This window comes from Providencia sp. PROV236, assembly GCF_033676985.1.
GTDB lineage: Bacteria > Pseudomonadota > Gammaproteobacteria > Enterobacterales > Enterobacteriaceae > Providencia > Providencia manganoxydans.
On sequence record NZ_CP096297.1, the window covers coordinates 1,343,768 to 1,366,036 of the forward strand.

The window sequence follows — 22,269 nt, forward strand, 5'->3', positions numbered from 1 at the left end:
TCATGTCTTCACAATGAGGTGAACGTATAAGTTATTTTAGAATTGATAAATCAAGCCTAGTCCCAACACATTATCTGTATTGATGCCATAATCACGAGTAAACTCATTGTCTTTTAGTAAATTAATTTTATAATCAACAACTGCGGACATATTTTTATTAAAATCATAAGCTGCACCGACAGCAATATATTTAACTAAGTCATTACTACCGTAGCGACCTAAGTTTTTGCCTTTAGATTGGTTATAGCCAATAGATGGCGTTAAACCAAAATCAAATGTATATAGCGCAACTAATTCAAGGTTTTCTGTTTTATTCGCAGTGGTTTCATGCTCATCATCACCAAAGCGAGTTGTATTTAAAGTTTGTCCATACATTGCCGCTAAATAGATGTCATCAAGTTCTAATTTACTGCCAATATTCCATGCTTCAGCTCGTTTACCTGTAGCGCCTGTTGCTGAGTTATTTTGACTTGGTGTACGAGATGAATTTGAATAACCGCCACCGATCGAAATACCCCAACCTAGCTCATAGGCTGTTGAAAAACCATAACCATCGCCATTATTATCTAGTGCACTGTCGCTAGCTGATTTATTTTGATCGCCATTTTTTCCTTGATACTGTAATGCAAAACTGAGCCCATCAATATAACCAAACGCATTGTTATTGCGATAAGTTAATAAATTACGGTTTCGCCCCATCATAAATGTATCTTCTTGATCCATAGTATCAGCGCCCCAAAGCGGTAATACATCGGTCCAAGCATTGGTATCGTAGATCACACCGTAGTTACGACCATAATCAAGTGAACCATAATCGGCAAACTTTAAACCGGCATAGGCTAAACGATTTTGTGTTTCGTTATCACTCTCTGATTTGTTAGTAGGGGTTTCCCATTCAAAGCGGCCAAAGCCGATGAGTTGATCTGTAATCTGTGTATCGCCTTTAAAACCAAGGCGCACTCTTGAATCATCACCATCTTCACCACTTTTAGCATCTGCAAGATAATGTCGAACATCAATTTGTCCATACACATCAAACTTGTTCCCATCTTTATTATACACTTCGGCTGCATTTGCTGTGCTAGAAGCTATTAATACAGGAATTGTAACTGCAAGGATATTTCGCTTCATGATAATAAATCCTTAAAATGATTAACTGAATAAATGGTATTTTTCGCACTTAAATAAGTTACGTAAAGGTATTATCAATTGAGTAAATCAAAATGTGCAAGTGTTAATTTGATGACGATGACATCGATATTTTTAACTGCAGAATAATAAAAGTAATTTTTCTTGCTTTATTAGATGGATAACTGTGAATGATTCTCATTAAATTTAAATCTTAATTTAGATCAATAAATCTTCAGATAGTCTGTAATCGCACTTCCTTATTAGTCAAAAAGGTTTAATCTTAATGTTGTATTTCAAATGCAACTTATGAGGCAACAAACATGTACTGTGTGCAATGTGAACAAACAATTAGAACTCCAGCTGGCAATGGCTGTGCATACGCGCAGGGTATGTGCGGTAAAACGGCTGAAACGTCTGACTTGCAAGATCTATTAGTTGCGGTATTGCAAAGTTTATCTGCTAGCGCAGTGGTAGCGCGCGAGTTAGGCATTATCGATCATGATGTAGATAGTTTTGCTCCACGTGCATTTTTTTCAACATTAACCAATGTTAACTTTGATTCAGAACGTATTATTGGTTATGCAAGAGAAGCGATATATCTGCGAGACAAATTAATTAAGCAGTGCCAAGCAAAAAATAGTGCAATTGTCTTCAATCACCCGTTAATTAATCTTCAGTTAAACAGTAATGATATTGCAACGTTACAAAAGCAAGCTGAAGAATTTGCATTAGATATTGATAAAGCGCGTGTTGGTGACGATATCCATGGCTTACGCATGCTGTGTTTATACGGTCTGAAAGGGGCTGCTGCTTATATGGAGCATGCTCATGTTTTAGGACAATATAACAATGAAATTTATGCACAATATCATCAAATAATGGCATGGCTAGGTACGTTACCCACTGATATGAATGAGCTGCTTGATAACGCAATGGCCATTGGCATGATGAACTTTAAAGTGATGGAAATACTGGATGCCGGTGAAACAGGTGAGTTTGGACATCCGATCCCAACAGAAGTTAATGTACGTCCTGTCGCGGGCAAATGTATCCTTATTTCAGGTCATGATTTAAAAGACCTGAAAATGTTGCTAGAACAAACTGAAGGTACAGGGATCAATATCTATACACATGGTGAAATGCTACCAGCGCATGGTTACCCTGAACTTAAAAAATACTCTCATCTTGTTGGGAACTACGGTAGTGGCTGGCAAAATCAGCAAGTAGAGTTTGCTAAATTCCCAGGTCCTGTACTCATGACATCAAACTGCATTATTGATCCTGATGTTGGGCAATACAAAGATCGCATTTGGACGCGCAGCATTGTTGGATGGCCTGGAGCAAAACATTTAACTGGAGATAATTTCTCTGAAATGATTGCTCAAGCGTTATCGATGAATGGTTTCCCATACACTGAAATAGAGCACAAAATTACAGTTGGTTTTGGCCGTCAAACATTATTAAGTGCGGCTGATACCGTTATTGATTTAGTTGCACAGAAAAAATTACGCCATGTATTTTTAGTGGGTGGCTGCGATGGTAGTCGTGGTGAGCGTAGTTATTATACTGATTTTGCTCGCAGTGTGCCAAATGACTGTTTAATTATGACATTAGCTTGTGGTAAATATCGATTCAATAAATTAGATTTCGGCACACTAGAAGGTTTACCGCGTTTACTCGATGTTGGGCAATGCAATGATGCTTACTCAGCAATTATGCTTGCAGTTAATCTTGCGGAAAAATTGGGATGTGGCGTAAATGATCTACCTCTTAGCTTGATCTTGTCTTGGTTTGAACAAAAAGCAATTGTTATCTTATTAACGCTCTTGGCATTAGGTGTTAAAAATATTTATACCGGACCAACTGCGCCTGGATTTTTAACTGAAAATCTTTTGAATGTACTAAATGAGAAATTTGGTATGCGTAGTATAACAACGGTTGAACAAGATTTAGCTGAAATCCTACCTGCGTAATTTTTAAAAAGTAATATGAAAGAGGGGGGAATGATAATTCCCCCTACCAAGTGGAGTGATAAGATGACAATGCCAAGCAGCTTATGTCCCAATAGAATGCAAATTCATTCTATTCATCAAGAAACATCTGATGTATGGACGATTAACTTAATCAATCACGATTTTTACACTTATTCGCCTGGGCAGTATGCATTAGTAAGCATTAAAAACAGTGATGAAATAATGCGTGCTTACACAATATCTTCTACTCCAGGCCAAAGTCGCTTTATTACTATCACCGTTAGGCGGTTGGATCATGGGGTCGGTTCATGTTGGTTAACGAATTCAGTTAAACCAGGAGATTATTTGTGGCTTTCGGATGCACAAGGGGAGTTTACTTGTGCAGAAATTAACAGTAACCAATATTTGATGCTAGCGGCTGGATGTGGAGTAACCCCCATTATGTCAATGGTACGTTGGTTAATGGCAAATCGTTCTCAAGCGGATGTAAAAGTTCTATTTAATGTGCGTGATCAGCAGCAAGTTATTTTTGCTGATGAGTGGCAGCAACTAGTTAATTTATATTCTCCGAGATTACAATTGTGTACTATGGCTGAACACCCTGACCATGGTGGAATCGCAGAAGGGCGTTTAACACAAGAAAAACTGTTTGCTTTAGTGCCTGATATTCGCTCTAGAGTCGTGATGACATGCGGGCCAACACCTTATATGAAGAATGCCCAGCAATTTGCGAAAAATCTTGGCGTTCCTGCTGAACATTTTTTTATGGAACGTTTTTCGTTAGATCCAGAACCAATTGAAAGTGAAGATACCTTAAGTTTAAAAATACGTCACCGTTTGATGAATTTTAAGGTACCAGTTGGTACATCTTTACTCTCTGCTTTAGAGCAAAATAAACAACCAGTTATTGCAGCTTGTCGTGCGGGGGTTTGTGGTAGTTGTAAAACCAGAGTTTTATCTGGTAATTATATAACAAGTAGCACTATGACATTAACGGCTGAAGAAATAGCAAATGGTTATGTATTAGCATGCAGCTGCCAACTACAAGGTGATACAGAAATAGCCTAGGGTATTTTTTAGTATCACTAAAAATATATGGACTGTCTCATTCTTTATAGAATTAATGAGACAGTAGTCTATGTATTAATGCCTAATTAAATAAACGTATTGAAAAATATTGAATTAGAATGTGATAAACAGACTAATTTTTTAAATATTAGGCATCTTTACTTGAAATAACTACCATCATGCATAAAGTAAATAGATAATTTACTTAATGTATTGATCGCTGAGACTGCAATCTCTTTATTTGGGTCCTGACATAGATTAATAATACGCACGATGGCTTCTTCATACTCAATTGTCGCCTTATAATCACCTAAAGCTGATATTGCAGCGATTTTTATCTCGTCATTACCCCTAAATGTCAGGTTTGTCAGCATGCCGACAATGGTCTTGTCCATAATCAAATCTTCACTCTTTAATTAACTTAACACTATTCTAATGTAAAATAAAATATATTAAAGACTAAATTAATATATGTTTTTATTATTTTATTTTGAAGTGTAACTGAAAGTGGTTGTTTTTCGAGTTTAATAAATACTTAAGTGCATTCGCTTACTTAAATTATTCTAAGGCGACATCCTTATAAATAAAGTAATTATAGGTACATGACTTAATTAACCCTTAATTAGGGTTTTTATACTATAAAATAAGATTATTTTAAAATATATAATAATACAAATTAATATATACAATATTACTTTTCAATTAATCATAGTAATGGTTAAATGCAATTGCGCCTTTATCTTATTTTATAACGGGATAGTGCTACAACTCCAAAAAGCTGTTTAGTATGAGTTAATTATAGACAGTACTAATCTTTTTGAAATATAAATTCATATTTTATTACATTTTGTTTCGGTGGGAATTGTTGTTATACATCAACTTAAACAAATCCTAAACAGAATAATGGCTATTCGATATTAACCCTTTTTTTGGGGTGGTAATTAACATCTCAATGGTTATAATTCGCGACGCATTAAAAGTGCAGTATCTCGTTAGGCGAGGCTCCTATACAAACACAGGTTGCTGATCTGACGACGTCGAGAGACGCCCAAGATCAGGACAGGATATATCGAACGAAGGTATATCCCCATGTAACTTCTCATTATTTTATAATGAGATACGTTGTATAGTGCTAAAACCGAGACGTGGAGATAGCCATCGCATTCTCTCATCTGGTTTCGCCCCTATGTGAGTACTGTTTGAGTAACCAACAGTAACTAGGGACTAAAAAAATGACATTCACTTCCCAGAATAAAGCGGGAACTGTAGCAATTGCTCAGTCCGCAATGAAAGGCGCACGCCTAAAAAACAACAATTCACAGCAACCGAAAATTGATGACTCAACAGTAAGCGCTTACATGAGTCAGTCGTATTTACCTGTTTCTATTGCAGATTCAGTTGCTTGTGTAAAAAAAAGTTTGATTGAACATCTTGATGGTGAACAAATTCCAACATTTTTATTTGTTGTTGATCAGGATAATTATCTAAATGGTATACTTTCCGTTAAATCGCTGTTAGCGGCAGATGAAGGTTTGCACGTCTCTGATATTATGAGACATAATTACTTTTCCGTTGCTCCAGAACAATCACGTCATGATGTTTATGACCTGATCAATCACAGTGGTTTGGATATGATCCCTGTTGTGCAGTTTGGTAAATTGATGGGGGTATTGCGTCCTCAAGATATTGCTGAATTGATTGAAGATGAGAATACGTTGGATGCACAGCTTCAAGGCGCTACAACGCCACTTGAAGAACCTTATTTATCAACCAGCCCAGTCACATTGTGGCGTAAACGAGTGGTTTGGTTGCTCATGTTATTCGTCGCTGAGGCGTATACAGGGACAGTATTAAAAGCGTTTGAAGAACAACTAGAAGCGGCTATCTCACTGGCTTTCTTTATTCCATTATTGATTGGAACAGGCGGCAACAGCGGTACACAAATTACATCTACACTTGTTAGAGCCATGGCATTGGGCGAAGTGAGCTTACGTAATGTCGGTGCTGTGCTGAAAAAAGAAGTTTCGACATCTTTTTTAGTCGCCATTACAATTGGTGCGGCAGCTTTAATAAGGGCATGGATACTTGGTGTTGGTGCTGAAGTAACGATTGTGGTGAGTTTGACGATTATCGCAATTACCATGTGGAGTGCCATTGTTTCTTCAATTATTCCAATGGTATTGAAGAAGCTAAAAGTGGATCCCGCTGTAGTATCGGCACCTTTTATTGCCACTTTTATCGATGGTACGGGTTTAATTATTTACTTTGAAATTGCTAAATTGGTGATGACAGAGTTTGCCTAAGCTTATCAGTTGATTTTGGCTGCGATAGATCCAATCTATTTAATATCTGTCGCAGCTATATTTGCTCCTTGTTTTAATATCTCACCACATTTTCGGCACAAATACTGACTTTCCCCTCGAACAACTTTGTTATGCCTTCTCACGGTTAATTCGTGTGTAATAGGGCAGGCACAGTGATAATGAAAAGTACGGCTCTTTACCGACGTAATCTCAAAGCAATGGGTCCGGCTTGCAGGCACTTCAAGCACATGTTCCATCATCCACTTCCATTCCGAACCGTGCGGTGCAATACCTTGCCGCCCATACACACGATAAACTAATAAATGTGCCAGCTCATGGGGGATCACCTCATCAATAAAATTCTCACCATTTTCTAAAAGCAGGACGGCATTTAAGCGGATCTCCCATTCTTTTAAATAGGCACTACCAGCGGTTGTTCCGCGTTGTTTATAGTTAATTATGGGTTCTGGAATATGTTGTTCGAGTTTTTGCTGAGCTAACATAAGTTTTGCTCGCAAAGTGCGCATAACTTTTTGCTGTAGATTGATGGGGACACGAAGTGTTTTCATACAACTAAGCTTAATACAAGCGATGGCAGGTAAACAAGTGTTATTGACACTCATTATATCAAAATATATATTATAATTTATGATATTGATAATGAGAAGACATAATGACAAAGCCACTTTCAAGTGAACTACTGGACGCAATGAAATTAGCGGCAACACAAACTTCAACGCTTTTAAAAATATTAGGTAATCCGGATCGTTTACTTTTGTTATGCCAATTGACGCAAGGAGAGGCGTGCGTGAGTGATCTTGAGGTATCACTAGGAATACAACAACCTACATTATCTCAACAACTGACCGTGCTACGAAATGAAGGTCTTGTAGTAACGCGGCGTGAAGGTAAACGTATTTACTACGCAATCGCCGATGAAAAACTGTTTATTTTACTGAACACACTCTACACACTTTATTGTCCGAAAGAGGGTAAATAATCATGTCTATTGATTGGGCTAATTTCACTCCATGGTCAGCAGCCATCGGTGGTTTATTAATTGGATTGGCTGTTTCAACTTTATTGCTTTTAAATGGCAGAATAGCGGGTATTAGCGGTATTTTAGGAGGCGTATTAAAACCTATTGTGGGGGATACCGCATGGAAGGTGGCATTTATTGTGGGAATTATGGTTGCACCAGCTATCTTTAGTTTCTTTTTCTATGCGCCTGAAGTCATTATTTCGACGAGTACACCTTTCATCATTATTGCAGGATTATTAGTGGGATTTGGGACTCGCTTAGGCAGCGGCTGTACTAGTGGACATGGTATTTGTGGTATGGCTAGGTTTTCTCGCCGCTCAATTGTGGCAGTGATGACTTTTATGATTGTTGCATTTGCGACAGTTGCGATTGTTAATACATTTGGATTAAGAGGATAAATAGATGCCTATTATCGTTGCATTGATATCAGGTTTGTTATTTGGCCTTGGGCTACTTTTAGCCGGTATGGGAAATCCTGCTAAAATTCTTGGTTTCTTAGATGTTACAGGAAATTGGGATCCTTCTTTACTTGTGACAATGGCAGTAGCAATGGTAGTCAGTGCTATTGCTTTTGCGATAGCTAAAAAACGTAAAATGAGTGTGCTCAATTGTCCTATACAAATCCCACAGAATACAAAAATCGATAAGCCCTTGATAATTGGTAGCGTATTATTTGGGTTAGGCTGGGGGATCGCGGGGATTTGTCCTGGGCCTGCATTATTGTTGACAGGGATGGGGGTAACGGAGGGAATTATTTTTACCTTAGCTATGATAGCCGGTATGTCCATTTTTCAGATATTCAAAAAATAAAAGCAAGCCCTTTTATATTGGGGCTTTTTATTTTAATGATTTAAAATATAAATTATTAGAATAAAAAGATGTCACATAGAGATACATTACATATAAAGTTACTCATCCTTAGTAAAAAAAATATTTATCATGATAAATATTTAATTTATTGCATCGATTTATTCATAAAGAGTACCTCTAAAATTGATGATAATATTAGTGGTCAGTAGAACGTGGATTTAATAAAACTGATGTGGATATTTTTATCTTAACCAATAAAAGAGGTGAATGATGAAAAATCGATTTCAAAATTCCGTCTTATTACATTCTTTAGACTCTTCACTATTAGCTGCTATACCATTTTCTCTCATTTACAGTCATACAGCTGAGCCTCTAATGTTTATGCCGTATCAAACAAATGATGTTGATACTAGACACGAATGAAAGAAAAATAAAAGACATAATAACTTGTTTTCTCTAATTTAAGGAGAAAGAAATGGTTACGTTAAATAAATTATTATCGATTGCTGTTGTGAGTTATTTAGCAAGTCAATATGCTTATGCTGCTTTTCCTGTAAAACCTGTTGTAGATCCTTACTCAAATTGGAATCATACAAACTATGCTTTCGTTGATATATCAGCTGCAACAAATTATGAAGCGGCGATCAAGAGAAAAACCGTAGTAAGTATTCCAATTGAATGGGCCGTGACTAACTGGAATGGTGATTTTGGAACGACAGTTAAAGTGTATTTTAATGGGCAGTTGGTACAAAGTATCCCGAGTATGGGGGGATATGGTGTCACAGCAGTTGAGGTGACTAAGGGGGGAATATATCAAGTCACTGTTGCTTTTTGTAACGGAGATGAATGTACTCTTAGTGACCCGAAAGAGCTTATTGTTAAAGATACTGATGGTATTCATTTAAAGCCAATAGAAATAGCGATGCTTAAAACACCTTTATTAGAAAATAATAAAGCTTATACACAAAACTCTGGAAAAGTTGTTGCGGCTTACTTTGTGGAGTGGGGAGTATATTTACGAGGATTTCCTGTAGACAAAATACCGGCACAAAATTTAACCCATATTCTTTATGGCTTTATTCCCATATGTGGTGGTCATGGTATTAATGATAGTTTAAAACAAATTGAGAATAGTTTTGAAACATTACAGACATCATGTTTGGGTAGGGCGGATTATAAAGTAAGTATTCATGATCAGTGGGCTGCATTTAATAAACCTCAAACCGGAACCACTTTGCCTTACCAAGGAAACTTTGGTCAGTTAATGGCCTTAAAAAAAGCCTATCCTGATTTAAAAGTACTTCCATCAATTGGTGGCTGGACATTATCTGATCCATTCTATGCGATGAAAGATAAATCAAAGCGCGATATTTTTGTTAGTTCGGTAAAAGAATTTTTGCTGACATGGAAATTCTTTGATGGTGTTGATATAGATTGGGAATATCCTGGCGCAAATGGCGCTAGTACTGTATTAGCATCAGATAAAGATGGCGAAACTTATTTATTATTAATGCAAGAACTTCGCGCGATGCTAGATGGGTTGGAAAAAGAAACAGGGCGTGAGTACGAATTAACTTCGGCAATTAGTGCAGCTAAAGTCAAAATAGATAAAGTGGATTTTGGTACAGTACAAAAATCAGTCGATCATTTATTTATGATGAGCTATGACTTTTATGGCGCATTTAATTTAAATACGCTTGGTTACCATACAGCACTTAATGCATCTAGTTGGAGACCTGATACTGAATACACGACAGTAAATGGGGTAAATGCTTTGTTAGCTCAAGGTGTCGCGCCGCAAAAAATTGTTGTAGGGGCGGCAATGTATGGTAGAGGGTGGACAGGGGTTAATAGCTATGTGGGTGATAATCCATTTACAGGGAAAGCAACTGGGCCAGTCGCTGGTACATGGGAAAATGGTGTTGTCGATTATCGGCAAATAAAAAACCAATATATGACTGGTTTGTGGACGTATAACTACGATACGGTAGCGGAAACACCGTATGTATTTAAAGCATCAACAGGCGATTTAATTACTTTTGATGACGAACGTTCTGTTAAGGCGAAAGGTAAATATGTTTTAGATAACAAACTAGGCGGATTATTTTCATGGGAAATTGATGCCGATAATGGTGATATTCTTAATAGTATGAACTCGAGCTTAGGCAATACCTTAAAATGATGAATGATTATCATAATCTATATAGGGGATACATTCCCATATATTTAACAAAAAAGTATTTAAATATATATGTTCTATTATTTTATTTGGTCAATATTTTTATTTTGCTTTTATTTATTAATTACAAATCAATTTAAATTACTTATTCTTATTAAGTAATTAGATTAGGATGTTTCTAGATTTTTTATTATTAATATTATGATAGTTCTATATATGTAGTTATCTAATATTCATGCGCTGAAATCATTGTATTAGCTATTTTAAATTAATCGGAGCTTATATGACTAGATTATCCGTGGATGCAATTAATATAATAAATACTATCAAAAAAACAGGTTCTTTTTCAACAGCGGCGGATGTGTTGCATAAAACTCCATCGGCAATTTCTTATCAAGTATTGAATATAGAAAGTCGATTGAAAGTTAAGTTGTTTCATCGCAACGGCCCAATAATTCGATTAACAAAAGAAGGCGAATTTTTATTGCAAGAGGGGGCTTGGATATTGAATGCGGTTCAAGATCTAGAAAATAGAGTTAGAAATATTCCAACACTTGATAATCAAATTCGCATTGTGGTTGAAAAATTTTTGCCACTAGATATTTTTGTACAAGATATCCGCGATTATATTAATACTAGTGGAAATATTCATATATCTATACAACGAGAAGCGATGACAGGTGCATGGGACGCATTAAAAGAAAATAGAGCTGATTTTATTATTGCGCTTGGTAATGTACCTGAAAATGTAAAAGCAAAAATGCAATTACTTGGCAAACTTAGTTTTGCTCTCTGTGTTTCACCATCACACCCCTTTGCCTCTAAAAATAAAGTGATAACACGAGAGCAATTACTAAATGATATTCATGTGGAAATTGCAGATAGTAGCCATGAATTATCATTTAATAGAGAAAAGGAATTAATACTACAAAAACAAATATTAGTCTGTGATTTAGAAAGTAAATTAATCTTGATTAAGAGAGGTATTGGTTATGGTTTTATCTGTCCATCTCATATAAAGAATGAATTAAAAAAACAAGAGCTAGTGATAGTTCCAGTAGAAATACCAAAAGATGATCAATTTATTTGGCTTGCTTGGCACCCGGCAAGTAAAGGGGGGCATTTTTCTTGGTGGAAAGAAAGGCTGATAAAAAAAATTGATGCATCTAGTTTTACCGAAAACCTATCAACAGCATAATAGTAAAGATATTTATTGGCTTTCATGTTATTAGGTTGGTTTTATTGTTTTAGAAATCCTAGTGGCAGAGGGCTAATGCCACTAGGATTAACTGATAGCTCGTTTTACTTCAAGTTGCAGCGTTTTTCGCTAAAGCATAGTGAGTTTTTTCACTCGCCACTCATTATATTGTGGCTTATGCTACTAGTGGTTTATTCGCTGGTCGCTGATATGTAATTTAAATTCTTTAGAGCATAGATTCCAGGTGTTAAGACGTTTATTCAAGCCTTTTATTATTTTTTATTTTCAATGCTAATTGATACCATTGTTTATTATAGCTTTTTGCTGATTTTGGTAAAAGATTATACTCTTTGATGACTTCATCAATGAGAGGCATTGCTTCATTTTGACGTTGATTTTCGAATAAAAACTCGGCATAAATAGCTTTGTATTCAATGCGTTCTTTATATTGTAGCAATGCACGAAATTCTTGATTGGCTTCTTCAATTAGACCTAACTTAGCCAATACTTTCGCATATAAAAAATGGCCTGTTGGAGACGTGAAATTAGGGTTCTTCTCACAAAGTAAATCAAGTGTGTCACGGCAATTTTGATAATCGCCTAGATCAAACAGCACTTGAGCATATTTTTGCATAATATCTGGAGAGTATTGATTTATTCCTTGCAACGATTCGACATAATATTTGGCGGCTTCTTGGTATTTTTGTTGATCTGCTAGTATTTCAGCAAGTGCAACACAGTTCTCTGTTGTTGGACTTAGCTGATATTGACGATTCGCTTCACTGAGATCTTTACCCGAAAACAACTGTTTTCTGATGGTGTTTTCTAGTTTATAGCCATGACGAGAGTAGCGAATAGAAGGTAACCAAATAACTAAAGCGTAGACAATAGAACCTAAAATAGGGAATACAAATAAAATAAATAGCCAGTATGAATTTTGATGTGTTTTGACAACATGTACAGCAAAATAAATAGCTGGAATAAAATAGAGTAGGGCACCAATAATTGGCATAGTGGCCTCTATAAATGGGGATTAACTGTTAGCAGGTTATAATGACATAAGTCGCTTTGCTAACAACAAGAATTACCTGAAAAATAAACCCTACATTATTGTAGGGTCTATGTGAGTTCATGATACTTCTAATTGCAGCGTTCTGCGTTGAGGTGTGCTATGCCAGTTATACTTTTAGCGGATCATATATTGATCGTTTAGCTACACCTCGAACTTTTTATTTACGGTTACTTTAAACCAGCTGCATTACGTAAGATTTCGGCTTTATCAGTTTTTTCCCATGGGAATTGTGAACGACCAAAGTGACCATATGATGCTGTTTGCTGATAAATTGGATGGAGTAAATCCAACATTTGAATTAAGCCATATGGGCGTAAATCAAAGAACTCACGAACAAGTAGTACTAACTGGGCTTCAGGGATTTTGCCTGTACCAAATGTTTCTACCATGATTGAGGTTGGTTCTGCCACACCAATAGCATAAGAAACTTGAATTTCACAACGATCAGCTAAGCCCGCAGCTACAATATTTTTAGCAACATAACGCGCTGCATAAGCTGCTGAACGGTCAACTTTAGACGGATCTTTACCTGAGAATGCCCCACCACCATGACGAGCCATGCCGCCATAGGTATCAACAATGATTTTACGGCCAGTTAGACCACAGTCACCCATAGGGCCACCGATAACAAAACGTCCAGTTGGGTTAATAAAATATTTGGTTGTTGGGGCTAGCCATTCTGTTGGAAGCACTGGCTTGATAATCTCCTCCATAACGGCTTCATGCAAATCTTGTTGTTTAATATCTTCTGAATGTTGGGTCGATAAAACAACTGCATCAATACCGACAATTTTGTTGTCATCATATTGAAAAGTGACTTGGCTTTTGGCATCAGGGCGTAACCACGGCAATGTGCCATTTTTACGAACTTCAGCTTGGCGCTGTACTAAACGGTGTGCAAAAGTAATCGGCGCAGGCATCAGAACATCTGTTTCATTAGTTGCATAACCAAACATAATACCTTGGTCACCAGCCCCCTGTTCTAAAGGATCTGCGCGGTCAACCCCTTGATTGATATCAGGTGACTGTTTACCAATTGCACTTAAAACGGCGCATGAGTTTGCATCAAAGCCCATATCTGAACTGGTGTAACCAATTTCACGAACAGTTTTACGTGTAATTTCTTCTATATCAACCCAGGCACTGGTGGTGATTTCTCCCCCCACCATCACCATACCTGTTTTAACATAAGTCTCGCAAGCAACGCGAGCTTTTGGATCTTGTTCAAGAATTGCATCAAGAACCGCATCAGAGATTTGATCGGCAATTTTATCTGGATGCCCCTCTGATACAGACTCAGAAGTAAAGAGATGTGTCGCCATGAAATTAATACCTTAGAATTCGCAGATTGTAATTGGATGTTTTAACATCTAGACGTCTATTTTAATCGCTTAACATGGAAAGTGCCACCTGTTTTTATTAAAAGAGAGTGAACACTAACTGTTACTCTTTGAAAAAGATGAATAGTTTTTAGAGAATACAAACAAAAAAAAAGTCTTTTGCTTAATTTTATTTCGAACAAAGCAATAACGTTTTGCAATTTCTGCTCAATCAATGTATAAACAGCGACCGTAATGGTTAGTTAGATATATTCCGTTATATACGAGTAGGTATATAAATTGCCTGCTATCTATCAGGAGTGTTTATCTTTTTCATTATTGATGAAGATTAAACAGTTATATTGGGGGTTAATGGGTGATGATCCATAATCTACTGAATAACAGTAATCAACAGCTATACGCGGATCGCCGTGTGTTTTTGGCTTTTACTTTCCTGTCCTTCTTTACTTCTTCACGAAGTTACCGTCACTTTCTCAGTACACCCTTGGCTACCAGTAAGTAAACTGCCAGCCTAATGGTCGTATTTGTCACCGTTTAGATGTTCTAAGCACTTTAATTAATCCGAGTAATAGCTGTTTCCCCGACATAACTGCCTAGTGTCACCACGTCATATGACGGGGTTCTATCTGGCCGGAGAAAGCGTCACTCACCCCTCCATATTAGGAGTTTGTTATGAATGATAATATCGCTCGTAAAATGCGCCAGACGTACAACATCGCATATTGGGGCGGTGGTTACTATCAGGTGAATGAGCGCGGAAATGTCTGTGTTTGCCCTAATCCTGATAACCCAGAAACATCCATCGATCTTGCTGAGCTTGTCTATCAAGTACAAGAGGAACAGGAACACCTGCGTTTACCCGCGTTGTTCTGCTTCCCACAAATCTTACAGCATCGTTTGCGTTCCATTAATGCGGCCTTTAAGCGTGCGCGTGAATCATACGGTTATAAGGGTGACTATTTTCTGGTATATCCTATTAAGGTTAATCAGCAACGACGTGTCATTGAGTCATTAGTTAATTCAGGTGAACCTCTTGGGTTAGAAGCGGGTTCAAAAGCCGAATTGATGGCAGTTCTCGCTAACGCAGGTCGTACTCGCACAGTGATTGTTTGTAATGGTTATAAAGATCGCGAGTATATCCGTTTAGCATTAATTGGCGAAAAACTCGGACACAAAGTTTATCTGGTTATCGAGAAAATGTCTGAAATTGAAATGGTGCTGAAGGAAGCGGAGAGCTTGAATGTTACACCTCGTTTAGGTGTTCGAGCACGTTTAGCATCACAAGGTTCAGGTAAGTGGCAAGCTAGTGGCGGAGAAAAATCTAAATTTGGGCTAGCGGCAACGCAAGTACTACAGTTAGTTGAAATATTACGTGATGCAGGTCGTTTAGAGAGTTTGCAATTATTGCATTTCCACCTAGGATCACAAATGGCGAATATTCGTGATATTGCGACAGGGGTTCGTGAATCAGCACGTTTTTACGTTGAATTGCATCGTCTTGGGGTACAAATTCAATGCTTTGATGTTGGTGGTGGCCTCGGCGTTGACTACGAAGGTACTCGTTCCCAGTCTGATTGCTCTGTCAATTACGGGTTAAACGAATATGCTAATAATGTCATTTGGGCGATAGGTGATGCGTGTGAGGAGTTTGATTTACCTCACCCAACGGTGATCACTGAGTCTGGCCGTGCATTAACTGCACATCATACCGTATTGGTATCTAATGTGATTGGGGTAGAGCGTAATGAATTTACTAAAACATCTCCACCTGATGAAGATGCACCACGTTCATTGATTTCTTTATGGGAAACATGGGAGTCGATGCAGCACCAAGGCAATAGCCGCTCATTACGTGAATGGCTTCATGATAGCCAGTTTGACTTACAAGAAGCGCATACACAGTATGCTCATGGCGTATTGGATTTAACCCAGCGCGCATGGGCGGAAGAACTTTATTTAAATATTTGTCGTCGTATTCAGCAAGATTTGGATCCAAGCAATCGAGCGCATCGCCCAATAATTGATGAGTTACAAGAGCGTATGGCCGATAAGTTTTATGTGAACTTTTCGTTATTCCAATCGTTACCTGATGCATGGGGGATTGATCAAGTCTTCCCTGTGTTACCTATTGAAGGTTTAGATAAGCCGCTAGACCGTCGTGCAGTACTGTTGGATATCACATGCGATTCAGATGGTATTATTGATCACTATGTTGATGGTGATGGTGTTGAAACTACCATGCCAATGCCTGCTTATGACCCTGAAAATCCGCCAATGATTGGCTTCTTTATGATTGGTGCTTATCAGGAAATTTTAGGTAATATGCACAATTTGTTTGGTGACACCGCAGCAATCGATGTATGGGTTGATAGCCAAGGCAACCTTCGTTATTTGCAAAGTGAAGAAGGCGATTCAGTCGCGGATATGCTGCAATATGTAAAATTAGTTCCTGAAGTCTTGTTAGAAAGCTTTACTGAGCAAGTGAAAGGGACTGGTTTAAGCGAACAGCTGCAAAAAGATTTTGTTGAAGAATTTGAAGCAGGCCTTTATGGCTATACTTATTTAGAAGACGAGTAATTTGCGATAAATCGCCATTAGATTTTTTAAATCAATCACAGGGTATCCTGTGAATAAAACCTAATAAATCAATGTATTTGGCAAATGCAAATACAGGTAGAGGTAGAAGTGATGATCAATAGTACATTAGGGAACCAGACTGATAATTCATTGGTTTCTAACGCATTTGGTTTTTTACGTTTTCCATTAAATTTTCAGCCTTATAGCTCAGATGCTGAATGGGTGATCACTGGTGTTCCATTTGATATGGCGACTTCAGGGCGAGCGGGGAGCCGACATGGTCCTGCTGCTATCCGTCAAGTATCAACTAACTTAGCGTGGGAAAGTCATCGCTGGCCATGGAGTTTTAAACTAACAGAACGTTTAAATGTCGTGGATTGTGGTGATGTGGTATTTGCTTTCGGTGATGCTGAGGATATGTGTGACAAATTACAAGCGCATACTGAGAAACTGTTAGCGTCAGGTAAACGTTGTTTATCGTTTGGTGGTGACCACTTTGTGACATTACCGTTATTACGTGCTCACGCAAAACACTTTGGCAAGATGGCGCTAGTCCACTTTGATGCACATACAGACACCTATGGTAATGGTAGCCAATATGATCATGGTACCATGTTCTATCATGCACCAAAAGAGGGGTTGATTGACCCTAACCATTCAGTACAAATTGGTATTCGTACTGAACATGATAGCGATAATGGCTTCACTGTGTTAGATGCGGCACAGGTAAACGATCGCAGTGTTGATGATATGATTGAACAAATTAAATCAATTGTGGGTGATATGCCTGTCTACTTAACTTTTGATATTGATTGTTTAGATCCTGCTTTTGCTCCAGGAACAGGTACACCTGTGGTTGGTGGTTTAACTTCGGACCGTGCATTAAAATTACTGCGCGGCTTACAGCCGTTAAATATCGTTGGTATGGATGTTGTTGAAGTTGCACCTGCTTACGACCAATCAGAAATTACGGCTTTAGCCGCAGCATCGATAGCACTAGAGATGCTTTATTTGCAAGCATCTAAAAAATAAGATGTCTTAATATTAGGCTGTCATCTAGGCAGCCTAAATTTTAACTCGCTCAATCTGCATCAGCATTGCCTACCTTCAGCGAGCTGAGCCACATAGTGTATCGATACTCCTTTCCTATCTTCACTTGTTGCCTATCTGCATCTCGAATTATTTGGAGTTATAGACGATTTATTAAGCAAATATGGACAAATAGCATTTTTTGCCATACTTCTTATTGTGTAAATCTACCTCTAATTAACTAGTATTTTGCTTTTTAAAGTTATTCATATCGAAAATGTAAGTGATTCTCACTCAAAGATAGTGCAATCTATTATTATATTCTCTAATAACAGCCTATTATCATTACTTTGTAACTTGTTGTTAATCTTGCTAACGTAATTATTAGTTTGAGTCATTCATTTTAACGGCTTTCAATGGGAGAATACTTATGGCACTGAATAATAAAGTCATTTTAGTTACTGGTGCAGCACAAGGTATTGGGCGTGGTATCGCATTACGTCTAGCAAAAGAAGGTGCTGATATCGCACTGGTTGATCTGAAAAAAGATAAACTGGTCGATGTAGCTAAAGAGATTGAAGCACTAGGCCGTAAAGCGACCACATTTGCAGCGGATGTCAGTAAACGTGAAGAGGTTTTCGCTGCTGTTGCACATGCAGAGGCCGAGTTAGGTGGCTTTGATGTCATGATTAATAATGCGGGGATCGCACAAGTAAAACCGATCGCAGATGTTCGTCAAGAAGATATGGATCTTATCTTCAAAATTAACGTTGATGGTGTGATGTGGGGTATTCAAGCCGCTAGTGAAAAATTCCAGCAACGTAAACATAAAGGTAAAATTATTAACGCCTCCTCCATTGCAGGGCATGATGGTTTTGCCATGCTAGGGGTTTACTCAGCAACGAAATTTGCTGTACGCGCACTAACTCAAGCCGCGGCAAAAGAATATGCAAGTTCAGGTATCACCGTTAACTCATACTGTCCAGGTATAGTAGGAACAGACATGTGGGTAGAAATTGATGAACGCTTCGCTGAAATTACAGGAGCTCCAAAAGGTGAAACCTATAAAAAATATGTAGAAGGAATAGCATTAGGCCGAGCACAAACCCCAGAAGATGTAGCAGGCCTAGTCGCCTTTTTAGCGAGTGATGATTCTGATTACATTACCGGTCAGTCTATATTAACTGATGGCGGTATCGTCTATCGCTAATGCTCGTCAAACTTTCGAGCTGTAGCTTTGCTGATGGCGTTCGCTCACACTAGTCACATACTCATGTATGCGCCTAGCGATTCGCTGACTTGTCGCCTCGTTACAGCTCGAATTATATAGAGCACCGCTCGTCAAACTTTCGAGCTGTAGCTTTGCTGATGGCGTTCGCTCACACTAGTCACATACTCATGTATGCGCCTAGCGATTCGCTGACTTGTCGCCTCGTTACAGCTCGAATTATTTAGCGCATCGCTCGTCAAGCTCCGAGTTGTAACTTTGTTGATTGCATTCACTTACGCGAGTTACTATTTATATGTGTGACTAGCAATTCGCTGACTTGTCGCCTCGTCAGATTTAAGTTGTAGCCTTATTAATAGGAACTGTTCATATTCGTCACCTATTTATGCATGTGACTAATTATTGATATATAAGAATGGATGAGAGATTAAATAAATATAGATTTTAAATTGTATTAAAATGTTTAATATTAACTTTCTACATAATAGTTTTGTTTTATAGTTATTGATTAATGGATTAGCCACATTACAAACTATTTTAAATAAATATTAATTATAAATAATCCAACCTAAACTTAACTCTGTTAAAATTCTTTTGCTAATACATTAATAAATAATATATTCAATGATGCATATATGGTTTAGCCTAATTAAGGCTTGAGTAGAATAATCAATAGCTTTAATTTCGCGATATTTTCATTTATATAATAAATAAATTGATAATTTTCAAATAAACCATTTAATAAGGAAAATTTATGTCGAATACCATTAAAGTAATGACGTTAAATACTTATTTACTGCATATTCCCTTCTTTAGTATTAGCGCTCTAACACAAGACAAGCGTATTAATGCAATGATAAAAGATAATATCTTTGAAGATATAGATATTGTTATTTTTCAAGAGGTTTTTAACTATGACTCTGAAAAAAAATTGCTATCTGGCATGCGTGAATTGGGTTTCTTCTATCACACACCTGTTGCAGCACAATATAATGAATCGATATTATCTTATTGTGATTCTAATCATTGCTGGAATGCTAAAAAAGGAGGATGGGATGTTATTCAGCAAGTCAACTCAGGTATTACTATTGTGTCTCGCCATCCTATTATCTACCGTGAATATCAGCTATTTGAAGATGCAGGATGTGGAGCTGATCGCTTTAGTGCCAGAGGAGGAGTTAGAGCGGTTATCGATATTAATAGTAAAGTGGTAAATGTATTTGGTACACATATGCAATCCGATGATAGCTTCTGTATTATGAGTCATCCATCTTCACATCGTAAGTCACAGTTAGCTCAATTGGTGAACTGGGCAGAACAATCAACGAGCGATGACCACCAAGCTATTATTTTAGGCGGAGATTTAAATATCGATTATGGTTCTGATGAATATAAGCAAGCATTAAAAATTATTGGTTGGAGAGAGCCTGAAAACTTTAATCCACAGCCATCTTGGGATTTCGCAACGAATAATATCATTCGAGAAGCTTCACCAGATGAACGGCATCGTTGGCATTTAGATTATATTTTTGCAAAAAATGTAGTTTCAATTAATGAACAGACGCGTGTTATAAAAACAAAGCAAGGCTATGATTATAATAATAAGCTATTTTTTGATTATTCTGACCATTATCCTGTTGTGGCTGAAATTGAATTATATTAATTTCAGCCATGGCAATGGTGCAGAGTGGTTCATACGATCAGACGTTTAAATGAGTTAAAATACGTTCGGCCTGCGTCCATAGTAATGAACCACCTTCATTTTCTAAAATAAAATGTTGGCAATTAGAGAAACGTGTTGAAAGTATTTTACCGAAATCAGGTGAATGGACGGTACTTTCATCTTTTTCCCCATACCATAATAATACTGGACAATGGATATCTTCGGGCTGAAATTTCCACTCTTGAAATGAAATTAATAGATCTTGTACGTATCCTAAATTACCTTGATGAAAAGCTTGATTCATACAGTCGGTATAGGCTTGCAAGAAGGTAGGCTCATTATAAAATTCTTGATCGATTTCTGCGCTATAGTGGAGTATAAAGGCCAGCAGCCATGGTGCACTCACATTCTTTTGTAACCAATCTGCAAGCGCTTCTGGGGTATTTCTGGCCTGTTCTTGCATATTGATAATATCAGAACGCAATATGGCTCTTGTTGCAGGATAGTCAAATTGATCTTGCCCAGCGACAATGGATAGCGAGCTCGGATGTCCATAAAAAGCTAAAGCCATAGCAAATACAGCTCCTTGGGAAAAACCAACCACAGAATATTGTTCAATCTGTTGTGAATTGAGTAACGCATTAACATCGACAGCAAAACTTGCTAACGATTTCTGTGGATCTATAGAAGAGCGGCCTAGGCCTGCACGCTCAGGGACAATTAACCTAATGTTCAACTTATCCAGTAATTCGATCCCAAAACCTAAAATTCCGCTCATGCCAGCCCCTGTACAAAAAACCACAGGGTAGCCGGATACAGGGCCTGATTCATACCAACTTAAATGACGATTGTCAGGTAGTTGAATTGAATATTGTCGAGAGTTAACGAACCGATTAGTTTGCATTACTGGATCCTAGCTGTCGTTCCAAAAAACAAATATGCTATGTTTTAGGGGATTGTATTGATATAAACGCGTCACACTTCGAGTTGAGCACTTCTGGCGGTGCCATTTCGTTTTCTATATTGCTAGCGACTCGAATGAGCTAGGGTATAAAATTATGAATACGCACACTATTTACAATATATTTCTTTGAGCATAGTTACTATCAAAGTGTGTTAAGCGTATATAGTAAAAGAAGAAGTATGTTGAATGCAAAGCTAATTATAGCAAATAGCAATGTTTTTTGACCGTGTTAACTCATACACGTTACATCACTTTTTATATCTCTGGCCTTATCATATAGCTGAAATTCTAATTATTTAGGGTATATTACTGTCTCATTTATTATTTCTAATAGGCGTTATTATGGGATTCTCTGATGCAGAAAAACAATGTTTACTAGCGGTAAAAGGGGTTGGTCCTACCGTGATTAGTCGTCTTGAGCAAATGGGGTTTTCATCATTATTGCAGTTAAGTGAAGCATCTTATGACGAAATTTTAATTTCTGGAGCTGCTTTAACCGGATCAAGCTGTTGGAAGAATAGTCCTCAAGCAAAAAAAGCTGTTGAAGGAGCTATAGAGGCGGCACGGCATTCACTGAAAGAGAAATAGATCTAAAGACATAATTAAAAGATTATCTCTGTTATTTTTAATTAATACTTAGCCGCTGTTTTTACATGAAAGACTAAGTAATTTGATTTACGATTAGCGAAATC

General features: G+C 37.4%; 19 protein-coding genes and 1 riboswitch. Of the genes, 13 read left to right on the forward strand and 6 right to left on the reverse strand.

Going from position 1 to position 22,269, the window contains the following annotated elements; translation table 11 throughout:
- Positions 1-36: 36 nt before the first annotated feature.
- Positions 37-1,131 carry a porin gene (locus M1E96_RS05800; RefSeq protein ID WP_140186057.1) on the reverse strand — a complete coding sequence of 365 codons (1,095 nt, stop codon included), beginning with the start codon at positions 1,129-1,131 and terminating at the stop codon, positions 37-39.
- Positions 1,132-1,451: 320 nt separating this feature from the next.
- Here M1E96_RS05800 and hcp point away from each other — a divergent pair, with 320 nt between their 5' ends.
- Both hcp and hcr read left to right on the forward strand, forming a co-directional pair.
- Positions 1,452-3,104 carry a hydroxylamine reductase gene (hcp, locus tag M1E96_RS05805; RefSeq protein ID WP_272580160.1) on the forward strand — a complete coding sequence of 551 codons (1,653 nt, stop codon included), beginning with the start codon at positions 1,452-1,454 and terminating at the stop codon, positions 3,102-3,104.
- 63 nt (positions 3,105-3,167) lie between these two features.
- Positions 3,168-4,172 carry an NADH oxidoreductase gene (gene hcr / locus M1E96_RS05810; RefSeq protein WP_369427516.1) on the forward strand — a complete coding sequence of 335 codons (1,005 nt, stop codon included), beginning with the start codon at positions 3,168-3,170 and terminating at the stop codon, positions 4,170-4,172.
- 158 nt (positions 4,173-4,330) lie between these two features.
- Here the strand turns inward: hcr and M1E96_RS05815 are convergent, their stop codons facing one another.
- Positions 4,331-4,567, reverse strand: a complete 237-nt coding sequence (locus M1E96_RS05815) for a HEAT repeat domain-containing protein (protein WP_070925236.1) — start codon at positions 4,565-4,567, stop codon at positions 4,331-4,333.
- 586 nt (positions 4,568-5,153) lie between these two features.
- Positions 5,154-5,330: riboswitch (M-box (ykoK) riboswitch) on the forward strand.
- Positions 5,331-5,458: 128 nt separating this feature from the next.
- Between M1E96_RS05815 and M1E96_RS05820 the strand changes: the two genes are divergently transcribed.
- The gene (locus M1E96_RS05820) at positions 5,459-6,475 is read left to right on the forward strand and encodes a magnesium transporter (protein WP_233445652.1); all 1,017 of its coding nucleotides are present in this window, start codon (positions 5,459-5,461) and stop codon (positions 6,473-6,475) included.
- Positions 6,476-6,510: 35 nt separating this feature from the next.
- Here the strand turns inward: M1E96_RS05820 and M1E96_RS05825 are convergent, their stop codons facing one another.
- Positions 6,511-7,044, reverse strand: coding sequence for a SprT family zinc-dependent metalloprotease (locus M1E96_RS05825; RefSeq protein WP_272580159.1), 534 nt, complete (start codon positions 7,042-7,044; stop codon positions 6,511-6,513).
- A gap of 104 nt (positions 7,045-7,148) precedes the next feature.
- On the opposite strand from M1E96_RS05825, the gene M1E96_RS05830 reads away from it, so the two are divergent.
- From M1E96_RS05830 to M1E96_RS05850, 5 genes are all read left to right on the forward strand, one after another.
- Positions 7,149-7,475, forward strand: coding sequence for a helix-turn-helix transcriptional regulator (locus tag M1E96_RS05830; protein ID WP_272580158.1), 327 nt, complete (start codon positions 7,149-7,151; stop codon positions 7,473-7,475).
- A gap of 2 nt (positions 7,476-7,477) precedes the next feature.
- Complete coding sequence (locus M1E96_RS05835; protein WP_070925240.1) at positions 7,478-7,915, forward strand: YeeE/YedE family protein; 438 nt, start codon at positions 7,478-7,480, stop codon at positions 7,913-7,915.
- A gap of 4 nt (positions 7,916-7,919) precedes the next feature.
- Positions 7,920-8,327, forward strand: a complete 408-nt coding sequence (locus M1E96_RS05840) for a DUF6691 family protein (RefSeq protein WP_272580156.1) — start codon at positions 7,920-7,922, stop codon at positions 8,325-8,327.
- A 475-nt stretch (positions 8,328-8,802) separates the two neighbouring features.
- Positions 8,803-10,509: a glycosyl hydrolase family 18 protein gene (locus tag M1E96_RS05845; RefSeq protein WP_369427418.1), complete on the forward strand. Its 1,707-nt coding sequence runs from the start codon at positions 8,803-8,805 to the stop codon at positions 10,507-10,509.
- A 280-nt stretch (positions 10,510-10,789) separates the two neighbouring features.
- The gene (locus tag M1E96_RS05850) at positions 10,790-11,704 is read left to right on the forward strand and encodes a LysR family transcriptional regulator (protein ID WP_070925242.1); all 915 of its coding nucleotides are present in this window, start codon (positions 10,790-10,792) and stop codon (positions 11,702-11,704) included.
- Between the two features lie 256 nt (positions 11,705-11,960).
- Here M1E96_RS05850 and M1E96_RS05855 read toward each other — a convergent pair whose 3' ends face one another.
- Together M1E96_RS05855 and metK are read right to left on the reverse strand one after the other, a co-directional pair.
- Positions 11,961-12,716 (reverse strand): tetratricopeptide repeat protein, encoded by a 756-nt coding sequence (locus tag M1E96_RS05855; RefSeq protein WP_070925243.1) that lies wholly within the window; start codon positions 12,714-12,716, stop codon positions 11,961-11,963.
- A 227-nt stretch (positions 12,717-12,943) separates the two neighbouring features.
- On the reverse strand, positions 12,944-14,098 hold the full coding sequence (metK, locus tag M1E96_RS05860; RefSeq protein WP_070925244.1) for a methionine adenosyltransferase: 1,155 nt from the start codon (positions 14,096-14,098) through the stop codon (positions 12,944-12,946).
- 690 nt (positions 14,099-14,788) lie between these two features.
- Here metK and speA point away from each other — a divergent pair.
- The 4 genes from speA to M1E96_RS05880 all read left to right on the forward strand — a co-directional run bounded on the left by speA (position 14,789) and on the right by M1E96_RS05880 (position 20,613).
- Complete coding sequence (speA, locus tag M1E96_RS05865) at positions 14,789-16,693, forward strand: biosynthetic arginine decarboxylase (RefSeq protein ID WP_318708868.1); 1,905 nt, start codon at positions 14,789-14,791, stop codon at positions 16,691-16,693.
- 111 nt (positions 16,694-16,804) lie between these two features.
- A complete protein-coding gene (speB, locus tag M1E96_RS05870) occupies positions 16,805-17,725 on the forward strand; it encodes an agmatinase (protein ID WP_369427419.1) in 921 nt (306 codons plus the stop codon).
- Between the two features lie 427 nt (positions 17,726-18,152).
- Positions 18,153-18,932 (forward strand): acetoin reductase, encoded by a 780-nt coding sequence (locus M1E96_RS05875; RefSeq protein ID WP_070925245.1) that lies wholly within the window; start codon positions 18,153-18,155, stop codon positions 18,930-18,932.
- Positions 18,933-19,704: 772 nt separating this feature from the next.
- Complete coding sequence (locus M1E96_RS05880) at positions 19,705-20,613, forward strand: sphingomyelin phosphodiesterase (protein WP_272580151.1); 909 nt, start codon at positions 19,705-19,707, stop codon at positions 20,611-20,613.
- A gap of 37 nt (positions 20,614-20,650) precedes the next feature.
- Here M1E96_RS05880 and M1E96_RS05885 read toward each other — a convergent pair whose 3' ends face one another.
- Positions 20,651-21,517 (reverse strand): alpha/beta fold hydrolase, encoded by an 867-nt coding sequence (locus M1E96_RS05885; protein WP_272580150.1) that lies wholly within the window; start codon positions 21,515-21,517, stop codon positions 20,651-20,653.
- Positions 21,518-21,919: 402 nt separating this feature from the next.
- Here M1E96_RS05885 and M1E96_RS05890 point away from each other — a divergent pair, with 402 nt between their 5' ends.
- Positions 21,920-22,165, forward strand: a complete 246-nt coding sequence (locus tag M1E96_RS05890; RefSeq protein WP_140181774.1) for a helix-hairpin-helix domain-containing protein — start codon at positions 21,920-21,922, stop codon at positions 22,163-22,165.
- Positions 22,166-22,269: the final 104 nt, after the last annotated feature.